Consider the following 19,878-nt stretch of genomic DNA (forward strand, 5'->3'; position numbering starts at 1 on the left):
CGCCCCCCTCGTCCCCGTGTCGCCGCCTCCCCCATCCCCAGACCTCTCACTCCAGGGAGTTCCCATCCCATGACCGCGCTCGACGCCCGTACCGACACCACGACCGTCCTCCGCTTCCCCGAGGGCTTCCGCTGGGGCACCGCCACGGCCGCCTACCAGATCGAGGGGGCGGCGGCGGAGGACGGCCGCACGCCCTCCATCTGGGACACCTTCAGCCGTACGCCCGGCAAGGTGCGCAACGGCGACACCGGTGACATCGCCGCCGACCACTACCACCGGGTCGACGAGGACGTCGAGTTGATGCGGCGGCTCGGCGTGACCGACTACCGCTTCTCGATCGCCTGGCCCCGGGTGCAGCCCACCGGGCGCGGCCCCGCCGTGCGCAAGGGCCTGGACTTCTACCGGCGGCTCGTCGACCGCCTCCTCGACGCCGGTATCCGCCCGGTGGCGACGCTGTACCACTGGGACCTCCCCCAGGAGTTGGAGGACGCCGGCGGCTGGCCGCAGCGGGACACCTCGTACCGGTTCGCCGAGTACGCGGCCATCATGGCGGACGCCCTGGGCGACCGGGTGGCGACCTGGACCACGCTCAACGAGCCCTGGTGCGCGGCCTTCCTCGGCTACGGCAACGGCGTGCACGCCCCGGGCCGCACCAGCGCCCTCGCCTCGCTCCGCGCCGCCCACCACCTGAACCTGGCGCACGGGCTCGCGGCGCGTACCCTGCGCGGGGCGCTGCCCGCCGCGTCCGAGGTGTCGCTGACCCTCAACCTCCACGCGGTGCGGCCCTGCTCGCAGGCGCCGGAGGATCTGGACGCGGCGCGCCGGATCGACGCGGTCGGCAACCGCGTCTTCCTCGACCCCGTCTTCCACGGCCGGCTTCCGGAGGACCTGGTCCGCGACACGGCGTCGGTCACGGACTGGTCCTTCGTGCGGGACGGCGATCTGGCGGCGGCGGCCGCGCCGATCGACTCGCTGGGCATCAACTACTACTCCCCCTCGGTCGTCGGGGCGGGCAGCTCGGAGTCGCCCTCGCCGTGGGCGGGCGCGGAGCGGCACGTCCGGTTCGAGCCGGCCCCCGGGCCGCGGACGGCGATGGACTGGCCGGTGGACGCGAACGGGCTGCACGAGCTGCTGATCCGGCTGCGGGACGAGCTGCCGGGCGTGCCGCTGGTGATCACCGAGAACGGTGCGGCGTACGACGACTACGCCGACCCCTCGGGCAACGTGAAGGACCCGGAGCGGGTGGCGTACCTCCACGCGCATCTGGCGGCGGTGCACCGCGCGCTCGCGGACGGGGCGGACGTCCGCGGGTACTTCCTGTGGTCGCTTTTGGACAACTTCGAGTGGGCGTACGGGTACAGCAAGCGGTTCGGCATCGTGCACGTGGACTTCGCGACGCAGCGGCGGACGCTGAAGGACAGCGCCCGCTGGTACGCGGAGGTCATCGCGCGCGGGGGTCTGGCGGAGGCCTGACGGGCGGCCCGGCCCGGGCCCGGCTACTTCCGCAGCGCGCCGGCGACGAAGGCCCGGGTCCACGGGACGGCCGATTCCACGGGGATGTACTGCGTGTCCGCCGGGAAGAAGTCCACGACGCCGGCTGCGCCGTAGTTCGCCCAGAAGCAGGTGGTCATCGGGAAGGTGTCGGTGACGTTCTGCCGGCACTTCACGACGAGGGTGCCGCCGGCCGCGGTCAGGGGCTCGCCGGTGAAGTTGCGGCCGTAGCCCGTGGCGAGCTCCACGGACGCGTCGAAGATCCTGTTCAGCGCGGCGGCGGGGTCGGACACGTTCTCGTACAGGTGGGTCCTGGCGGTGAACATGGGCGCCGACGCCGACATGGTGCCCTTGCGGAGGACGTTGCGCGGGCTGCCGAAGCAGGACACCTCGTCGGCGAGGTCCTGGCTGTCGCCCTCGATCTCCTTGAGGTCGTCGTCTCCGGTGACGATGATGTCGAGGTCGCTGCCGTAGTGGAAACCGCCGTCGCCCTCGTCGCAGACGAGGCCTTCCAGTTCCGGCACGGCGATGGCCGTGTAGCGGGTGCCGGGGTCGGCGGCGAGCTTCTCGGCGGCCGGGGCGGCACCGCCCTCCCCGCCGCCGGTGGCCGAGCCGCCGGTGGAGGTCCGGCCCTCCGACGTCTTCCCGGCCGAGGCCTGTCCCGTCGAGCCCTTGGTGTCCGAGGGCGCGGAGGAGCCGCAGCCCGTCAGCGTCACCGCCACGGACGAGGCCATGACGACCGAGGCCACGACTGCCCGAAACCTGCTCATGTGCCGACTCCCCCGCGAGGCGCACGTGCCGTTCCGAGGACGGCACCCTGTAGTTGACCGTGATCGTCGACCAAGGTTGTTGATCAAGATCGCGGTGATCCTACGGCGTACCCGAGGGGGTGCCGCGACACCCCCCTCGGGTCCACGGCACCCCCGGTCACTATTCGGCCAGGGTCACAGGCGCTGCCACAGCGCCGGGACGTTCGGCGGCTGCCAGCCCGCCTGGGCCTGGTGGCCCTGGAGGCAGCGGTAGCTCGCGCCGCCGTAGGTGACGACGTCCCCGGCCGCGTAGACCTTTCCGGCCGTCCAGGTGCCGCCCGGCTCCGGCTCGCCCGGCCCGGGGCCCGGGTCGGTGCCGGTGGTCTTCAGCGTGAGCCCGTAGTTCTGGAGCAGCGGATTCAGTGGCTGGAAGAAGGTGGTGCCGCCGCTGGAGCAGTTACCCGAACCGCCGGACGTGACGCCCTGGGCCTGGCTGCCGGAGATGTACGAGCCGCCGGAGTCGCCGGGCTCGGCGCAGACGGTCGTGCGGGTCACCCCGGAGATGGTGCCCTCGGGGTAGGTGACGCTCGTGTTGTGCTGCTGCACGGTGCCGCAGTGCCAGCCGGTGGTCGAGCCGGAGCGGCACACGGAGGAGCCGACGGGCTGCAGCACCGAGCCGGTCACCTGGACGTTCCCGCCGCCGGAGCCCTTGACGTACGGGGTGGAGGTCCAGTTGGTGTTGGCGGCGACCCAGGCCATGTCGTTGCCGGGGAAGACCGAGCCCTGGAAGCTGCCCTGTGCCACCTGGTTGAACCCGCTGGTGGTGGTGCCCGCCCGGCCGCAGTGACCTGCGGTCGCGAAGCCCTGGGTGGTGCCCCGCGTCACCGCGAAGCCGACCGAGCAGCGGCCGCCGCCGCCCATGTAGTACGCGTCGCCGCCCCGGATGTCGTACAGCGGGCGGGGTGCCTGGCCGGTGCGGACGACGCGCACCAGCTCGCGCGGCACGCCGGTGGCCCGCACGAGCCGCGCCCCGGCACCGGCCCTGGTCTCCTCGACGACCAGGACGTTGGCGCGGACGTCGACGTAGCGGACGGGCGCGTCGGTGCCGGCGGACCGGTCGAGCCGCTGCTTGGCGCTTTCCAGGGCGGAAAGACTGTGCGTCACGAGCCGGGCCCGCGCCCCCGTGGCCCGTATCGCGGTGGTGTCGGCGGCGCGGGTGGTGGCCACGGTCAGGGTGCCGGCCTCGGCGCCGTCCACCCAGGCACCGGCGAAGGCACCGCCGAGGCCCTGGCGGAGCCGGGCCGCGGTGGCGCCCGCCTCGGCCTCGTTGGCGAGGCGGGTCAGGGCCTGGGAGGGGGTGAGTCCCAGGTCGCGCCGCATGGCGTCGAGCAGCTCGGGCCGGGCGGAGTCGGCGCCGAGCGTCTGCGCGGCGGTTCTGAGGGTCGGGGCGCGGTGCGGGTCCCGGACGTCCGGGGCCGCTGCGGCGGCACCGGCCTGGAGTCCGGCCAGCGCCATCGCGGCGGCGACGAGGGCGGTACACGCCGCGCGGGCGTGTCGTCGGAGCATGGGGAGTCTCCTCGGTTCTCGGATCGCGGTGCGGGGATCTCGGTCCCTGGTCCCGGATCGCGGTGGGGGATCTGCTGGAACCGTAGGGATCGCCACGCGGAGAAGGGAGTTGCCAGTCGGCCCCTGCCACGGCGTTATGCCGGGGGTGCCACCCCCGTGCGCAGCCTGCCCGCGCTGGTCGCCAGCGCCTCGGCGTGGGCGGCCCGGGTGTGGCCGAGGACCGTGGCGGACCGGGAGGCCGCGCGCCCCTCGGGATGCCAGCCGAGCAGATGCCGCCACATCAGCGGGGCGCCGGCGAGGGGGCGGGTGACGAGGCCCGGGGTGACGGGGAAGGTGGCCCGGCACAGTCCGACGGCCCGGCCGACCTGCACCAGGTGGACACAGGAGGCGGTGTCCGTCTCGTACACGCAGGCCGGGGTGAACCCGGCGCGTACGCAAGCGGCCGCGAAACAGTCGCCGAAGCAGCCGTCGCCCGGCACGTCGGTCCAGGCCTCCGCCGCCAGTTCGGCCAGGTCGATCTCGGTGCGGGGCGCCAGCGGATGGTCGGCGGCCAGCATCACGTACACCGGGTCGCGGGCGACCTCCGTCCAGGCCAGGCGTCCCGCCTCGGGCGGACCGCTCTCGCCGCAGGCCCCGACCAGGGCGAAGTCGAGGCGGCCGTCGGCGACCCCGCCGGCGATCTCGCGCTCCGACCACGAGATGTACGTGGTGACGGGGGCGCCGGGGTCGTCGCGCGCGATCCGGTCGACCAGGCCGCCGAGCAGCGGCCCGTGGGTGCCGCCGAGCCGGTAGCCCTCGGCCCCGCCCCGCGCGAAGCGCACCGCCTCCTCCTGCAGCTCACAGACGGCGGGCAGCACCACTCGCGCCCGTTCGAGCACCAGGTCACCGAGCGCCGTGGCCCGTACGCCCTCCCGCCCCCGCTCGAACAGAGCCCCGCCCAGGGCCCGTTCGATCCGCTTGAGCTGAGCACTGAGCGCCGGCTGGGCGAGCCCGAGCGCGGTCGCGGCGCGCGTGAGGCTCCCCGCGTCGGCGATGGCCCGGATCGTCTTGAGGTGCCTCAGCTCCAAGTCCATAGCGAGAGCTTGACGCGCCGACCCGCTGCGGTCCAGACCAAAGCACGACCCGAATTCCGCCATGTACACGGAACGACGCAGGTCACAGCGGGCGATGGCCCGTCGGCGGGAACCGCACACGTGCTCGGCTCGTCCTGAGCAGCGAAGGGTGCCGGGGGACGTTCGCCCGTCCGGCGGCGCCGCACACGCGCGCGTGCGGACGGTCGCATGCGGAAGTCAGGGGGGTACGGGGTGGCGGTCACGCTCGCGGAGGAGATCATGCTGCTGTCCCTGGACGACGTGTCCGGGGTCGCGAAGGAGCGGCAGACCGCCGCGTGGGCGGTCGCGGGCGGCATCGTGCTCGATCTCGTCCTGGCGGGGCGCCTGTCGGTCGACGACGGACGGCTGCGGGTCACGGACACGACGCCCACCGAGGTGCCGCTGCTGGACGAGCGGCTGCGGCAGATCGGCGCGTGGTGCGCGAAGAAGGGCAGGGCGCCGAAGGTCGCCGAGTGGCTGACCAAGGACCAGTCCAAGGCCGTGAAGGCCACGGTCGAGAGCCTTTGTGAGCGCGGCCTTGTGCGTGAGGAGCGGCAGCGGGTGATGGGCCTCTTCCCCGTCGTCCGCTACCCGGAGGCGGACGGCTCCGTCGAACGCGAACTGAGGACCAGGCTGCACACGGTCCTCACCGACGGCCCGGCCCACAGCGCCCGGACCACGGGCCTTCTCGCCCTGATCCACGGCGCCAAGCTCCACCGCCTGGCGTTCCCCGACATACCCCGCAAGGAGGTCGCGGCCCGCTTGGAGGAACTCACGGCCGGCCAGTGGGCGGCGGAGAGCGTGCGCCGGGCGATCCGGGACATGCAGGCCGCGATGCTCGTGGTCACGACGGCCACGGTGGTGGCGGTCACCAGCTGAACGGGCGCGGCGAGCGCCGTTCGAGGCGGTGCGGGGAGCGGACCGGGGCAGGCCCCCACGGCCCGCCCCGGTCCGCCACTACTGTCCCTCCCGCCGCTCACGTCTCACTCACGTTCCGCTAACGCGGACGAGGCGGCTGCCGTCCGCCGTGCGCAGCGGGCAGAGCGCGGTGCCGTATCCGGTCCGCCGTGTGCCGCCGTGCACCGGCGGGTAGGCTGCTCGCCTTTCCGATCACGTTCCCGATTCCTCCAGGGAAGCGAGCGACGCAGATGACCGATCTGAGCCGGACATACGTGGACGAGTGCCTGGGCGGGAACCGCGGGCTCGCCGAGGCCGTGGCGCGGGCCGAACTGCCGCCCGCCTTCGAGGAGGCGTGGCGGGCGCATCTGCTGCCCCGGCCCTGGTTCGTACGGGCCCCCGAGACGGCCGCCTTCGCACGGGACCTGGAGGGGCTCTTCGCGCTGCTGGTGTCGCTGCCGCTCCGGCTCTTCGACGGGGACGTCGACCGGTACGCGGCGGAGGTCGGGATCGATCCCCCGCTGGCCGCGCTGCTCCGTCGGGGCGGCTCCGGCGTCCCTGCCAAGTTCGGCCGCGCCGACGCCTATCACGACGGCACCGCGTACAAGCTCCTGGAGTTCAACCTCGGCAGCGAGGTCGGCGGTGTGGACATGGCCGTGTTCAACCAGAGGCTGCTGCGGGTGCCCGCGTTCGCGGACTTCGCGCGTGAGCACCGGCTCGACCACGTGGACATCGCGGCGCGGACGGCGGCCGTCCTGCGCGACCGCGCCAGGCCGGCGCTGTCCGGGGGCGGGGACCCGGTGGTCGGGCTGATCGAGGGGCGCGGTGGCGTCGGCCCGTACGGGAGGCTGATGCGGGCGACGGTCGAGGCGATGGCCGAGCAGGGCATCGACGTGCGGATCGGGGAGATCGACGAGGTAAGCACCCGGTCCGACGGCAAACTCACTCTGGGCGGCACCCCTCTGGACCTGGTCCTGCGGAACTTCGCGGCGAGTCAGCTGCTCGACGACCCGGCGGGTCCCGACGTGGCGGAACCGTTCTTCCGCGCCCACCAGGAAGGCCGGACCATCCTGTTCACCTCCCTGGAGAGCGGCTTCTACTCGAACAAGAGCGCCCTCGCGCTGCTGACCGACCCTCGGCGGCGCGGATCGTTCGACGCCGACGAGCGGGCCCTCGTCGACCGGGTCCTGCCGTGGAGCCGCACGCTCCACGCCTCCGTTCCCGCCGACCTCGTCGACCTCTGCCGGGAGCGGCGGGACCGGCTCATCCTGAAGCCGGGCGCCGGGTACGGCGGGCTCGACACCTTCGTCGGCTGGGAGTGCACGGACGCGGAGTGGGACAAGGCGGTGCGCGTGGCCGTCGAGCGGGGCGGCTATGTCGCTCAGGAGCGGGTCGTACCGCGCCCGGAACCGGTGTACGACCCCGTGACCGGCGAAGTCGACGACTGGATCGCGGCGTTGGGCGTCTTCCTCACCGACGAGGGGTACGCGGGCACGCACGCGCGGGCCAACCGCGCCGACGGGGGCGCGATCGTCGGGATGAGCAGCAACCCGGACACCCGGATGGTGGGCGTGTTCTCCCACCCGTGACGCCTCCCGCGCGTGACGTCTCCCGCGCGTGGCTCCCCACCGGCGTCCTCCGGCCATGGCGGAGGTCGCCTTGCCCGTGTCCGCCGGTGCCGGGCGCCCGCGGCTGTGTGTGGCCGTGGCCGTGTGGAGTCTCAGGCGCCGGCGGCCAGCTCGGCGTTGGCGCGCTCCGTGATCAGGGTCAGCACTCGTCCCGTCACCTCCAGCTCCTCGTCCGTGATGCCGGCGTACAGCCGGGCGGAGACCTCGGCGGATTCGGCCGCGGTGACCTCGTACGACTCCCGACCGGCGTCCGTGAGCCGTATCCTCGCCGGCTCCGCCGGGTCCGCCTCCAGCAGTTCGGCGGCCGTCAGCTCCTCGATCACGCCGGACACGACCGACGCGTCGGTCTTCAGGGAACCGACGACGTCGCCGACGAGCTCGTCGCGGCCGACGGACTCGCCCGCGGCCGCGACGGCCCGGAGGGTCACACTCTGGTGGAACGTGATGCCGTGACGGGTCAGGACGCCCTCCAGGCGGGCTCGTGCCGCGTGGTGCGCCAGGGCCAGGACCCGGCCGTTGGCGCGGGGTGCGGTGGTGGTCATGATGGCTCCTCGTCGGTCTCGGTGTGCGGATCAAGAGGTACGTCGAGCAGGATCGCCAGCTCGCGGGTGAAGTCCCGGGTACGCGAGCCGGTCCGGCCCCCGAGCGGCGCGAGCAACTGGTCCAGGAGGCCTTGGACGACCGTGATCGCCCGGAGCGTGACGTCGAGCCCCTGGTCGGTGAGCGACAGCTGCATGGCGCGCGGGTCACTCGGGTCGCGGGTGCGATCCAGGAGCCCGGACGCCTCCAGGGCGCGGGCGAGCTTGGAGACGTACAGCGGCTCCATCCCCGTCCGGTCGGCGAGCCCGCGCTGACTGGGCCGCAGCCCGGAGCGCGACATGCCGTACAACGACGCCATCACCACGTACTGGGCATGGGTCAGACCCAGCGGCGCGACCGCCCGGTCGACGGCCACGCGCCACTTCATCGACAGGCGCCAGACGAGAAAGCCCGCGGAGGCGTCGTTGGTTGCTGAACTCACGCTGAATACAGTACATGGCTACTATGTACATGGCTACTATTTTCGTTGCGCTCGACACCGGGCCCGCACCGGGCCCGACACCGGGCTCACGCCGGTGCTGACGGCGCGCGGGGGTGGAGCGCCGCCGCCCCGGCGAGGAGGAGTTCGAGCGCGAAGGGGTAGCCGCTGTCGCGCATGTCGGCGGCCAGGAGGGGGAACGCGGCCGCGACGTGCGGGTGCGTGCCGGTCGGCAGTCTGCCGTAGACCGCGTGCCAGACCTCCGCCTCCCTCTCCCGCGCGGCGGGCGGCAGGGCGAGTGCCGCCGCGTCCTGGGCGGCGAAGGCGAGGGCCTGGTCGACGAAGGCGTGGTAGATCCGGACCGCGAGGCCGTCCGGGAAGCCGGCCGTACGCAGCACCCCGAGGATCCCCTCGACCACCCGGGTCTCGTGGGCGCGCCCGGTGGTCCGGTGCGCCGCGAGAAGCGCGGCCTGCGGATGGGCCTGGTAACGGGCGTGCAGGCGGAGCCCGATCGCGCGGAGGTCCGCCCGCCAGTCACCGGTGGCCGTCCAGCCCTCCTGGGCGCGGCCGATGAGCTCGTCGGCGAGGGCGAGGAGCAGGGCGTCCGAGTTGCGGAAGTAGCGGTAGAGGGCGGTGGGGTCGGCGCCGAGCGCGGCGCCGAGCCTCCGCACGGAGAGTGCCGCCGCGCCGTGCTGCTCGACCAGCCGCAGGGCGGTCTCGACGATGAGGCGTTCCGAGAGGACGGCGCCCTGTCTGGTGGGGCGGCGGCGCCGTCGGCTGCCTTCGGGAACCACGCGTTCGACCATGCCCCGACCTTATGTCAACAGCATTGACGTGTATGCGGCGGTACGGATTGCATGGTGCCGGCACCCGTCGTCGCACGTCCTCAGGAGCACCCCCATGACCTCGGCCGATCTGGTCTTCACCGGCGGACCCGTCTTCACGGTCGACCCGGCCCGCACCCGGGCGAGCTCACTCGCGGTCGTCGGCGACCGCGTCGTCGACGTCGGCCACGACGAGGTGCGGGAGCTCGTCGGTCCCCGGACCGAGGTCGTCGACCTGACCGGGAAGCTGCTGCTCCCGGGGTTCCAGGACGCCCATGTCCACGCGGTGTTCGGCGGTTCGGAACTGGCCGAGTGCGATCTGACGGGCACGGTCGGCGTCCCGGAGTACCTCGGCCGGGTCCGGGCGTACGCCGACGCGCACCCGGAGCACGCGTGGATCACCGGCGGCGGCTGGTCGATGGAGAGCTTCGCGGGCGGACTGCCCACCCGGGAGCTGCTCGACTCGGTCGTCCCGGACCGGCCGGTGCTGCTGTCCAACCGCGACCACCACGGCGCCTGGGCCAACACGAAGGCCCTCGAACTCGCCGGGATCACCGCCGACACCCCGGACCCCTCCGACGGCCGCATCGAGCGCGAGCCGGACGGCACGCCCAGCGGCATGCTCCAGGAGGGCGCCACGGCGCTGGTCTCGCGCCTCGTACCGGCGAGCACGCCGGCGGACCGTCTCGCGGGGCTCCTGCGTGCCCAGGAGCTGCTGCACTCCCTCGGCGTCACCGGCTGGCAGGACGCGCTTCTCGGCGCGTTCAGCGGCCGGGCCGACCCCTCGGACGCCTACGCGACCGCCGCCCGCGACGGCTCGCTCACCGCCCGGGTGACCGGGGCGCTCTGGTGGGACCGGCAGCGCGGGTCCGAGCAGATCGCCGAACTGGTGGCGCTGCGCGAGAAGTTGAGCCACGGCCGGTTCCGTGCCACCTCGGTGAAGATCATGCAGGACGGGATCGCGGAGAACTTCACCGCCGCCATGACCTCCCCCTACCTGGACGGCTGCGGCTGCGCCACCGCCAACAGCGGACTCAGTTTCGTCGACCCCGGGGCGCTGCGGGGGTACGTGGCGGAGCTCGACGCCCTGGACTTCCAGGTCCACTTCCACGCCCTCGGCGACCGGGCGGTCCGCGAGGCCCTCGACGCGCTGGAGGCCGCGGTCGCCGCCAACGGCCGCCGGGGCAACCGCCACCACCTCGCCCATCTCCAGGTCGTCCACCCGGACGACCTCCCCCGGTTCGCCGCGCTCGGCGCCCTCGCGAACATCCAGCCGCTCTGGGCGGCCCACGAGCCGCAGATGGACGAACTCACCATCCCGTTCCTGGGTCCCGAACGCAGCGCCTGGCAGTACCCGTTCGGCGATCTGGTGCGCGCCGGAGCCACCCTCGTCGCGGGCAGCGACTGGCCGGTGAGCAGCCCCGATCCGCTCGCGGGCATCCACGTCGCCGTCAACCGCCGTGAGCCCGGCGCCACCGACGAGCGGGTCTTCCTGCCGGAGCAGCGCCTCGACCTGCCCACGGCCCTCGCCGCCTACACGGCCGGCTCCGCCCACGCGAACGGCCACGACGACGCGGGCAGTCTGCGCCCCGGGAACCTCGCCGACCTCGTGGTTCTCGACCGCGACATCCTGACCGGTCCGCCGGAGGAGATCGCCGCGGCCCGGGTGGAGCGCACGTACGTGGGCGGCCGTCTCGTGCACGCGCGCTGAGCTCACCGGCAGGGCGGCGGCCGCTCCGGCCGGCCGGAGCGGCTCGGTGAGCGTGCGCACCGGTTGCGGTGCGGCGTGGTCGAGCCGTTCGAGCGGTCTGTTCGCCCCGGGCGAGCCGGTGCTCGGCGTGGTCCACCACCATCTCTCCGTCGCCGGCACGTCCCGGTGGAGGCCGGGGCGGGCCGGCCTTCCCGCATGGTGGGCAGCCGCGCGTCCACGTAGTGGGCGGCGGGGTGGCGGAAGTCTGTCTGCGCCTGGAATCGCCGCAGGTCAGAGTGGTGCGTACAGGCTGTCAGGTGGCGCAATACTGCCGCAACACCATCCGGCACGGCCCGCCGCTACGTTCCTTTCCATGCCCGCCGAACCCGCTTCCGCCGCCCGTCCCCTCGCCGCCGCCCGCCGTCTGCGGCTGCGTGCGGACCGGGCGCGGCAGCTCGCCGACCTGCTGCGCCACCAGATCCTGGCGGGTGGCTTCCCCGGCGGGGTCCTGCCGCTGGAGGACGTGATCGCGGCCGACTACCGGGCCAGCCGGAACACCGTCCGGCAGGCACTGGACCTGCTGCGCGGCGAGCAGATCGTCGAACGGCAGCCGGGGGTCGGCACGGTGGTGGTGTGCGAGAAGTACCCGCACGGCCTGGACCGGCTCCAGGGTCTCGCCGAGACCCTGCGCGAGCACGGGCAGGTCACCAACGAGGTCCGGACGATGGGGCCGGTCGGCGCGCCGGGGCCGGTGGCCCACCGCCTCGGGCTGCCGGAGCACACCGACGTGCTCTGCATCGAGCGGCTGCGCCGGCTCAACGGGCTGCCTCTCTCCCTCGACCTGTCGTACCTCCCGATGGACATCGGCGGCGAACTCCTCGGCTGCGACCTGGAGAACACGGATGTGTTCAGGCTCCTGGAGCAGCTGACCGGCGGCCCGCTCGGGCACGCCGAGATCACGCTGGAGGCCGTCAACGCCGACGCGCACTCCGCCGCCGTCCTGCAGGCCCCGCGCGGGGCCGCCGTCCTGATGCTGGAGCGGCTGACGTGTCTGCCCGACGGGCGGCCGGTGGACCTGGAGTTCATCCGGTTCCGGGGCGACCGCATCACGATGGGCGGCATCCTGCGCCGCTCGCTCTGATCGCCTCCCCTTCTCCCATCCCCTCCCCTTCTCCCCCGCCCTCCCCCTCCCGGGCCCCTTCGGCCTCTCGCGTTCCGCCCCTTCCTGCCGACCCCTTTCCTGGAGACAGCCATGCCTCTGGTCCCCCAGCGCGCCGACGTGCCCGTGACCATCGACGAGTCCAAGTGCATCGACGGATGCACGCTCTGCGTCGACATGTGTCCGCTGGACTCGCTCGCGATCCGCGAGGAGGACGGCAAGGCGTACATGCACGTGGACGAGTGCTGGTACTGCGGCCCCTGCGCCGCCCGCTGCCCCACGGGCGCGGTCACCGTCAACATGCCCTATCTGCTCCGGTGAAAGGCCGAACACCCATGTCCCGAGGAAGACTTCCTCTGCCGCACCACCGGGGAGCCGGCCGGCTCGCCCTCCCCCTCGCGCTTCTCCTGCCCCTCGCCACCGCCTGCGGCGGGGCCGAGGCCGGGGGCTCCTCCGACGGGAAGACGGTCACGGTGACCGTCGGCTACCAGTCGAAGACGATCAACACCGTCACCGCGGGCACTCTGCTGCGGTCCCTCGGCTACTTCGAGGAGGAGCTCGCGAACCGGGGCCGCAAGGACGGCCTGACGTACCGGGTGGTCTGGCAGGACTACGCGACCGGGGCGCCGATCACGGCGCAGATGACCGCGGGGAAGATCGACATCGGCTCGATGGGCGACTTCCCGCTGCTGATCAACGCGGCACGCGGGAAGCAGCTCAAGGAGCCGACGCGGCTCGTCGCGGTCACCGGTTACAACCTGCGCGGTGGCCTCAACACCGTGGTCACCGCCCCCGGTTCGACGCTCGCGTCGCTGGCGGACCTGAAGGGCCGCAAGGTGTCCACCAGTGTCGGTTCGGCGGCCGACGGCACCCTCGTACGGGCGTTGCGACGTGCCGGGCTCGACCCCGCGAAGGACATCCGCAAGCTCAACCAGCAGCCGAGCGTGGGAGCTTCGGCCCTGACGGCCGGAAGTGTCGACGCCCTCTCCCAGTTCGTCGCCTGGCCGGGCCTGCTCGCCTTCCAGGGCAAGGCGACGGCGCTGTACGACGGCGCCGAGCTGAACCTGCCGACCTTCCACGGGGTCACCGTCCGCGAGGAGTTCGCCCAGCGCCGCCCGGACGTCCTCGACGCGTTCCTGCGGGCGCAGAACCGCGCCACGGACCATCTGCGGAAGCAGCCGGTCGCCGCCGCCGAGACGGTCGCCGAGGAGACCGGGCTGCCCGCCGAGGTGGTCTACCTCTACAACGGCGCGCAGGGCATCGCGACCTTCGACCCGGCGCTCCGCCCTGAGCTGGTCGCCGCGCTCAAGGAGGACGTGCCGGTCCTCAAGGAGGCCGGTCTGGTGAAGGACGTCGACGTGGACGCGTTCGTCGACCCGGCGCCGCTGCGCCGGGCGGTGCCGGACCTCGCGTATCCCAAGGCCGCCGGGCCCAGGTCCGAGTTGTGGCTGAAGGGCCGGAGCACGATCCAGACCTTCGACAGCCCCGCCGCACTCCTCAAGGCCGTGAAGGGTGCCTCCGTGCGGGCCGCCTACGTGCCGGACGCGGTGACGGGGACGCTGTGGTTCGCGGACCGGTCGGTGTGGGTCGCGGACGGCGCCGCGTGGCGGGCCTTCGTCACCCGCTCGGGCGCCGAGCGGTACGTCTCCGGGCACGCCGGCGCGCGCATCGTCCCGTACGCGGACGCCGTGAGGCTCGCGTCATGAGCGCGGCAGGCCGCCGGACCGGCGCCACGAGCGCCGGCCGCCGGCTGGTCCGGGTGGCCTCCCCACTCGCGGCCCTCGGGCTCTGGCAGCTGCTGACCTCCTACGACGTCGATCTGTGGCTGCGGTTCGAGCAGTTCCCCACGGTCGTCGAGGTCGCCGCCGCCCTGGGGGACCGGATCGGCACCGAGGCGTACTGGCAGGATCTCGGCCACAGTCTGCGCCGGATCGCGGTCGGCTTCCTTCTCGCCGCCGTCCTCGGGGTGGCGGCCGGGACGGCCGTCGCCCGGTCCCGGTGGGCCGCCGACATCCTGGGCCCACTGGTCGAGGTGGTGCGGCCGATCCCAGCCATCGCCCTGGTACCGGTCGCGATCCTGCTGCTCCCCACCAACGAGCAGGGCATCGTCTTCATCACCTGCGCCGCGGCCCTCTTCCCCGTCCTCGTGTCGACCCGGCACGCCGTACGGGCCCTGAACCCGGTGTGGGAGGAGGCGGTGCTCACCCTCGGCGGGAGCCGGGCGCGGGTGCTGTTCTCGGTGGTGCTGCCGGGCGCCCTGCCGGGGATCTTCGGCGGTCTGTCGGTGGGCATCGGCGTCTCGTGGATCTGTGTGATCTCGGCGGAGATGATCTCCGGCGCGTACGGGGTGGGCTACCGCACCTGGCAGGACTACACGGTCGTCGACTACCCCGGCGTCTTCGTCGGCATGGCCACGATCGGTGCCCTGGGCTGGCTCACCTCCACCGCGGTCGAGACGCTGGGCCGCCGGGTCACGGCGTGGCTGCCGCGCCCGACCGCCCGGGTGCCGGCCGGCGGCGCCGCCCGCGCGGCCAGCACGTCCGCACCCATCGCCGTTCCCGCGTCCCCGTCGGCTTCCGCCGTCCGTCGCCCCGAGAAGGAGCCGGTTCCATGAGCACCGTGAGCCCGTCCGCCGTGTCCGCGAAGCCGTCCGCACCGACGGCGCCGACGGCCTCCGCCGGTGCGGAGCTCGCCCTGCACGGCGTCCGCCTCGGCCACCCCGGCGGGGTCGCCGTGCCCGGCCCGGTCGACCTGCGGATCGCCCCCGGCGAGCTGCTGACCGTGGTCGGCCCCTCGGGCTGCGGCAAGACCACCCTGCTGCGCACGCTCGCCGGTCTGCTGCCCCCGCTGGAGGGGCGGATCACCCAGGACGGGCAGCCGGTCCGCCGGCCGGGCGCCGACCGTGCCCTGGTCTTCCAGCACGACGCGCTGCTGCCCTGGCGTTCGGTCCGCGCCAATGTCGAACTCCCCCTCGCCATCCGGCGGGTGCCCCGCGCCGAGCGGCGCCGCTCGGCCGAGGAGTGGCTGGAGCGGGTCGGGCTCGGCGCACACGCGCGCAGGCTCCCGCACCAGCTGTCCGGCGGGCAGCGGCAGCGCGTCCAACTGGCCCGCGCCCTCGCGGCCCGCCCGCGGGCCGTCCTGATGGACGAGCCGTTCGGCGCGCTCGACGCCCACACCCGCGCCGGGATGCAGGACCTCCTGGTGGAGATCCTGCGCGGCACGGGCGCGACCGTCGTCTTCGTCACCCATGACGTCGACGAGGCGATCCATCTCGGCGACCGGGTCGCCCTGTTCGCGACCGGCGACGTCCTGGACGTACCGCACCCGCGTGCGCGGGACGCCCGGCAGGCGCCGGACACGGCCGCGCTGCGCCGCCGCGTCCTCGACTCCCTCTGACGCGCGTCCCCGGACCCGCGACCCCGCGCACCACCGCATCCCCGAAAGGCGCCCCATGGAGAGCCCCGTCATCCCCCTGACCGTGCCCGATCTCGCCGACGCGACCGAGCTGTCCTGCGACGTGCTCGTCATCGGCGGCGGCACCGCGGGCACGATGGCCGCGCTGACCGCCGCCGAGCGCGGGGCGAACGTCCTTCTCCTGGAGAAGGCGCACGTCCGTCACTCGGGCGCCCTCGCCATGGGTATGGACGGCGTGAACAACGCGGTCGTGCCGGGCCGCGCGGAGCCGGACGACTACGTCGCCGAGATCACCCGTGCCAACGACGGCCTGGTGGACCAGTCGACGGTCCGGCAGACGGCGACCCGCGGCTTCGGCATGGTCCAGCGCCTCGAGTCGTACGGGGTGAAGTTCGAGAAGGACGAGCACGGCGAGTACGCGGTCCGGCAGGTGCACCGGTCCGGCTCGTACGTGCTGCCGATGCCCGAGGGCAAGGACGTCAAGAAGGTCCTCTACCGGCAGTTGCGGCGGCGCGAGATGCGCGAGCGCATCCGGATCGAGAACCGGGTGATGCCGGTCCGGGTCCTCACCCACCCCGAGGACGGCCGGGCGGTCGGCGCGGCCGCGTTCAACACCCGCACGGGCGAGTTCGTCGTCGTCCGGGCGGGCGCCGTGATCCTCGCCACCGGCCCCTGCGGTCGCCTCGGCCTGCCCGCCTCCGGCTATCTGTACGGCACGTACGAGAACCCGACGAACGCCGGTGACGGGTACGCCATGGCGTACCACGCGGGTGCGGCGCTGACCGGGATCGAGTGCTTCCAGATCAACCCGCTCATCAAGGACTACAACGGCCCCGCCTGCGCCTATGTCGCCAATCCCTTCGGCGGATACCAGGTGAACCGGCACGGCGAGCGGTTCGTGGAGTCCGACTACTGGTCGGGGCAGATGATGGCCGAGTTCGCGGCCGAACTCGCCTCGGACCGGGCCCCGGTGTACCTGAAGCTGAGCCATCTCCCCGAGGAGACCATCGGCGCCGTCGAGTCGATCCTGCACACCACGGAGCGGCCCACCCGCGGCACCTTCCACGAGGGCCGCGGGCACGACTACCGGACCCATGACATCGAGATGCACATCTCGGAGATCGGCCTGTGCGGCGGCCATTCGGCGTCGGGGGTACGGGTGGACGCCCACGCCCGGACGACCGTGCCGCGCCTGTACGCGGCCGGCGACCTGGCCTCCGTACCGCACAACTACATGATCGGCGCGTTCGTCTTCGGTGACCTGGCGGGTGAGGACGCCTCCCGGTACTCGGCGTACGAGGGCGAGTTGGACCGCGAGCAGCTCGCGGCCGCGCACGAGCTCGTCTACCGGCCGCTGCGTCATCCGGAGGGTCCGCCGCAGCCCCAGGTCGAGTACAAGCTGCGGCGGTTCGTCAACGACTACGTGGCGCCGCCGAAGACGGGCGCGAAACTCTCCCTGGCCGTCGAGGCGTTCGACCGGATGTCGGAGGAGATCGCCGGGATGGGGGCGCGTACGGCCCATGAGCTGATGCGGTGCGCGGAGGTGTCGTTCATCCGGGACTGCGCCGAGATGGCCGCGCGGGCCTCGCTCGCCCGCACCGAGTCGCGCTGGGGTCTCTACCACGAGCGGCTCGACCACCCCGAGCGGGACGACGCGGGCTGGCTGCACCACCTCGATCTGCGCAAGTCCCCTTCGGGGGCCATGGAGTTCACGGCGCGCCCGGTGGAGCCGTATCTGGTGCCGGTGCCCGAGTTCGCGCCGCCGGGCGGTCCCGAGCGGCACCTCGGCGAGGTGGAGCTGGTCCCCGTCGCCACGGCCGGCGCCCGGGACACGGCTCCGGCGGCGCGTCCGCGCACGGACGCCCCGGCCACGGTCGAGGTTCCGGCGGTCGCGTCGCCCCATCCCCGGTTGCTCCGACTCCTCTCGCTCGTCGAGGAGTCCCCCGATCTGGCCGCGCTCGGCCCCTACCTGGACGACCAGGATCCGGCCGTACGGGCTGCCGCCGTGACCGCTCTCGGCGAGACCGCGCCGACCGGTACCGGCCCCGTGCTCGCCGCCCGGCTGCGGGACGACACGCCGCTCGTCCGGGCCGCCGCCGCGGCCGCGCTGCGGGAGCTGGTCGAGGTGCTGCCCGCCGATCCGGAGCTCGGTGCCGGTCTGCGGGAGGCGCTCGCGGTGCCGGACGCGGCCGTGCGGTCCGCCGCGCTGGAGGTCCTGCGGGCCCTGCGGCTCGGGGACGCCGGCCTGTACGGCGGGGCGCTCGCCGACGCGACCGTCGAGGTACGCGTCCAGGCGGTCCGGGCCCTGGTCTCGGTGGACGCCGTCGCGGAGCTGACGGCGGCGACCGCCGATCCGGCCCGTGAGGTCCGGGTGGCGGTGGCCCGGGGTCTGGCAACCGTGCGGGATCCGGCTCCGGAGCCGCTCGGTCCGTTGCTCGACGACCCCGATCCGCTGGTCCGGGGCGCGGCGCTCGCCGCCCTGGCCGGAACCGGCTGCCCGGCCGTCTACGCCACGCGCGCCGAGGCCGCGCTCGGCGATCCGGCCTGGCAGGTCCGCTCGGGCGCCGCGACCGCGCTGCGGGCCGCCCCGGCGGACCCGGCCGTGCCCGCGCTCGCGAAGGCGCTCGCCGACGCGAACGCGGACGTCCGGAAGGCCGCCGTCCTCTCGCTCCTCGTCCACCGGGCCGATCCCGAGGCCCGTACGGCACTCGCCGGGGCATCGGACGATCCCGACGCGGACGTACGCGCCTACGCGGCCCGCGCGGCGCGCTGAGTCCCGGGCGGGGTCCGGGGGACGGACGCCGTGTGGAGGTGCTGGGCGCGCGGCCGGGCGGGCGGGGCGGCGGGAAGCGTCGTGGTGAGGGGGAAGCCGCAGGCGAGGGCGGTCCGGCACGAGCCCTCGTTGCCGACGGCGTGCACGAGTTCCGGCGTGCGCCCGGCGAAGGGGCTGTTCTCGTCCGCGACCCAGCGGGCGACGCGGGTCAGCGCCCGGGAGGCGATCCCGCGCCCGCGTGCCTCCGGCGCCGTCCAGTAGCCGACGCGTACGGCTGCCGCTCCCTCACCGGTGACGGCGATGTGGCCGAGCGGCGCCGTGCCGCCGGTCGCCGTGTCCTCGACGATCGCGAAGGCCGCCCGGGTCCCGGCGGCCCAGCCCGCGTTCTGGGCGTCCACCCACGCGCGTGCCTGCCGGGTGGTGTCCAGGTGGGTGGCGAGCCAGGCGCGCAGCTGCGGGTCGCGGTGATGGCGTACGAGCGGCTCGGCGTCCTCGTGATTCCAGGGGCGCAGCAGGAGCGGTGGTGCGGACGGGGCTGTTCCGTTCCCGGGGGTTTCATGGAGTGAGGGTTGCGGGCTGCTCATGACCGGACGGTATCGCCCGGTGTTCGGGCCGGCGCACCCGGGCGTGTGGTGTTCGGCGGCACTCGGGTGAGTCCGCGCATGCGGGGCAGTGGACCGGGGAAGGGGCGCACGACGCATCCAGCGAGCAGGACGGAACAGGAGGTGGTGCCGGTGTCGGGGCCGACGACCGGAGAGGTGGTGGGAGCGCCGTGCTGGCTGAGTCTGACCGCGCGGGATCTCGACGCGGCGGAGCGCTTCTACGGTGCCGTGCTGGGCTGGACGTTCCGGCGGGACGACCGCGGGGACCGGGAGTACGCGGTCGGCCGGCTCGACGACCAGCCCGTGGCCGTGATCGCCGCGGTGGCGGCCCGGCTGTCCGTGCGGGTGGCCTGGACGGCGTTCTTCACGGTGGACGACGTGGACGAGGCGGTGGCGCGGATCCGGGAGCGCGGCGGCACGGTCGGCGTGGGGCCGGTCGGTTATCCGCCGCACGGCCGGGCGGCGCTCGCCGCGGACCGCGAGGGTGCGGCGTTCGGTGTCTGGGAGGGGCGGACGGGGAACCGTCTGCACATCGGCATGCGCACGGCGCCGGCCTGGCTGGAGCTGCACACCCGTGACGCGTTCGAGGCGGCGGTCTTCTACGGGGAGGTGCTGCGCTGGGCGGACGAGGCACCCGCCGGCTTCGAGGTGTCGTACGAGCAGGACAAGGTGGTGCTGCGCCGGGACGGCGAGGCGGTGGCCCGGCTGAACAGCGGGCCGGTCGAGTCCGGCTCGCCCCGGCCGCAGCTGCGGCCGCGCTGGCTGGTGCGGTTCCGGGTGCCGGATCCGGAGGCGGCCGCGGTGGCGGTGGTGGCCTACGGCGGGACCGTCGTGCCCGGCGGGGACTGGGGCGGGGTGCGCGGTCCTGAGGAGCCCGACGGGCGCCGGGTGGTGGTGGTCCGGGACCCGGAGGGCGCGCTGTTCGGGCTGGAGGCGGCGGGGGACGACAAGGGCTGACCGGTGGGCGGCGCCGGGC

General features: G+C 74.0%; 18 protein-coding genes. 11 read left to right on the forward strand and 7 right to left on the reverse strand.

Annotation, left to right across the window (positions count from 1 at the left end; genetic code table 11):
* The first annotated feature begins 69 nt into the window (after window positions 1-69).
* Entirely contained in the window at window positions 70-1,473 is a 1,404-nt protein-coding gene (locus ACIP84_RS03785) for a GH1 family beta-glucosidase (RefSeq protein ID WP_355964304.1), read from the forward strand.
* A 23-nt stretch (window positions 1,474-1,496) separates the two neighbouring features.
* On the opposite strand, the gene ACIP84_RS03790 is transcribed toward ACIP84_RS03785, so the two are convergent.
* The 3 genes from ACIP84_RS03790 to ACIP84_RS03800 all read right to left on the reverse strand — a co-directional run bounded on the left by ACIP84_RS03790 (window position 1,497) and on the right by ACIP84_RS03800 (window position 4,879).
* Window positions 1,497-2,261 carry a hypothetical protein gene (locus ACIP84_RS03790; protein WP_401794097.1) on the reverse strand — a complete coding sequence of 255 codons (765 nt, stop codon included), beginning with the start codon at window positions 2,259-2,261 and terminating at the stop codon, window positions 1,497-1,499.
* Between the two features lie 174 nt (window positions 2,262-2,435).
* Window positions 2,436-3,806, reverse strand: a complete 1,371-nt coding sequence (locus tag ACIP84_RS03795; RefSeq protein WP_401794100.1) for a carbohydrate-binding protein — start codon at window positions 3,804-3,806, stop codon at window positions 2,436-2,438.
* 134 nt (window positions 3,807-3,940) lie between these two features.
* Window positions 3,941-4,879, reverse strand: coding sequence for a LysR substrate-binding domain-containing protein (locus ACIP84_RS03800; protein ID WP_401794103.1), 939 nt, complete (start codon window positions 4,877-4,879; stop codon window positions 3,941-3,943).
* 231 nt (window positions 4,880-5,110) lie between these two features.
* Between ACIP84_RS03800 and ACIP84_RS03805 the strand changes: the two genes are divergently transcribed.
* Window positions 5,111-5,776 carry a GPP34 family phosphoprotein gene (locus tag ACIP84_RS03805; RefSeq protein ID WP_401795653.1) on the forward strand — a complete coding sequence of 222 codons (666 nt, stop codon included), beginning with the start codon at window positions 5,111-5,113 and terminating at the stop codon, window positions 5,774-5,776.
* 269 nt (window positions 5,777-6,045) lie between these two features.
* Complete coding sequence (locus ACIP84_RS03810) at window positions 6,046-7,383, forward strand: hypothetical protein (protein WP_401794106.1); 1,338 nt, start codon at window positions 6,046-6,048, stop codon at window positions 7,381-7,383.
* A gap of 131 nt (window positions 7,384-7,514) precedes the next feature.
* On the opposite strand, the gene ACIP84_RS03815 is transcribed toward ACIP84_RS03810, so the two are convergent.
* The 3 genes from ACIP84_RS03815 to ACIP84_RS03825 all read right to left on the reverse strand — a co-directional run bounded on the left by ACIP84_RS03815 (window position 7,515) and on the right by ACIP84_RS03825 (window position 9,246).
* Window positions 7,515-7,964: a MarR family transcriptional regulator gene (locus ACIP84_RS03815; protein WP_401794109.1), complete on the reverse strand. Its 450-nt coding sequence runs from the start codon at window positions 7,962-7,964 to the stop codon at window positions 7,515-7,517.
* On the reverse strand, window positions 7,961-8,443 hold the full coding sequence (locus ACIP84_RS03820) for a MarR family winged helix-turn-helix transcriptional regulator (protein ID WP_401794112.1): 483 nt from the start codon (window positions 8,441-8,443) through the stop codon (window positions 7,961-7,963). The genes ACIP84_RS03815 and ACIP84_RS03820 overlap by 4 nt, the downstream gene beginning before the upstream one ends.
* 86 nt (window positions 8,444-8,529) lie before the next feature.
* A complete protein-coding gene (locus tag ACIP84_RS03825; RefSeq protein WP_401794114.1) occupies window positions 8,530-9,246 on the reverse strand; it encodes a TetR/AcrR family transcriptional regulator in 717 nt (238 codons plus the stop codon).
* A 94-nt stretch (window positions 9,247-9,340) separates the two neighbouring features.
* On the opposite strand from ACIP84_RS03825, the gene ACIP84_RS03830 reads away from it, so the two are divergent.
* From ACIP84_RS03830 to ACIP84_RS03860, 7 genes are all read left to right on the forward strand, one after another.
* Complete coding sequence (locus ACIP84_RS03830) at window positions 9,341-10,975, forward strand: amidohydrolase (RefSeq protein ID WP_401794117.1); 1,635 nt, start codon at window positions 9,341-9,343, stop codon at window positions 10,973-10,975.
* A 352-nt stretch (window positions 10,976-11,327) separates the two neighbouring features.
* Window positions 11,328-12,095, forward strand: coding sequence for a GntR family transcriptional regulator (locus ACIP84_RS03835; RefSeq protein WP_355964295.1), 768 nt, complete (start codon window positions 11,328-11,330; stop codon window positions 12,093-12,095).
* A gap of 111 nt (window positions 12,096-12,206) precedes the next feature.
* A complete protein-coding gene (locus ACIP84_RS03840; protein WP_030313017.1) occupies window positions 12,207-12,434 on the forward strand; it encodes a ferredoxin family protein in 228 nt (75 codons plus the stop codon).
* Window positions 12,435-12,448: 14 nt separating this feature from the next.
* The gene (locus ACIP84_RS03845; RefSeq protein ID WP_355964294.1) at window positions 12,449-13,819 is read left to right on the forward strand and encodes an ABC transporter substrate-binding protein; all 1,371 of its coding nucleotides are present in this window, start codon (window positions 12,449-12,451) and stop codon (window positions 13,817-13,819) included.
* Window positions 13,816-14,727 (forward strand): ABC transporter permease, encoded by a 912-nt coding sequence (locus ACIP84_RS03850; protein WP_401794122.1) that lies wholly within the window; start codon window positions 13,816-13,818, stop codon window positions 14,725-14,727. Before ACIP84_RS03845 ends, ACIP84_RS03850 begins: the two co-directional genes overlap by 4 nt.
* A complete protein-coding gene (locus tag ACIP84_RS03855) occupies window positions 14,724-15,509 on the forward strand; it encodes an ABC transporter ATP-binding protein (RefSeq protein ID WP_355964292.1) in 786 nt (261 codons plus the stop codon). The genes ACIP84_RS03850 and ACIP84_RS03855 overlap by 4 nt, the downstream gene beginning before the upstream one ends.
* 55 nt (window positions 15,510-15,564) lie before the next feature.
* The gene (locus tag ACIP84_RS03860) at window positions 15,565-18,300 is read left to right on the forward strand and encodes a fumarate reductase/succinate dehydrogenase flavoprotein subunit (protein WP_401794124.1); all 2,736 of its coding nucleotides are present in this window, start codon (window positions 15,565-15,567) and stop codon (window positions 18,298-18,300) included.
* On the opposite strand, the gene ACIP84_RS03865 is transcribed toward ACIP84_RS03860, so the two are convergent.
* The gene (locus ACIP84_RS03865; RefSeq protein ID WP_401794127.1) at window positions 18,276-18,884 is read right to left on the reverse strand and encodes a GNAT family N-acetyltransferase; all 609 of its coding nucleotides are present in this window, start codon (window positions 18,882-18,884) and stop codon (window positions 18,276-18,278) included. The genes ACIP84_RS03860 and ACIP84_RS03865 overlap by 25 nt on opposite strands.
* 141 nt (window positions 18,885-19,025) lie before the next feature.
* On the opposite strand from ACIP84_RS03865, the gene ACIP84_RS03870 reads away from it, so the two are divergent.
* Window positions 19,026-19,859 carry a VOC family protein gene (locus tag ACIP84_RS03870; protein WP_401794129.1) on the forward strand — a complete coding sequence of 278 codons (834 nt, stop codon included), beginning with the start codon at window positions 19,026-19,028 and terminating at the stop codon, window positions 19,857-19,859.
* Window positions 19,860-19,878 lie beyond the last annotated feature (19 nt).

It is taken from the genome of Streptomyces sp. NPDC088707, assembly GCF_044752725.1.
GTDB lineage: Bacteria > Actinomycetota > Actinomycetes > Streptomycetales > Streptomycetaceae > Streptomyces.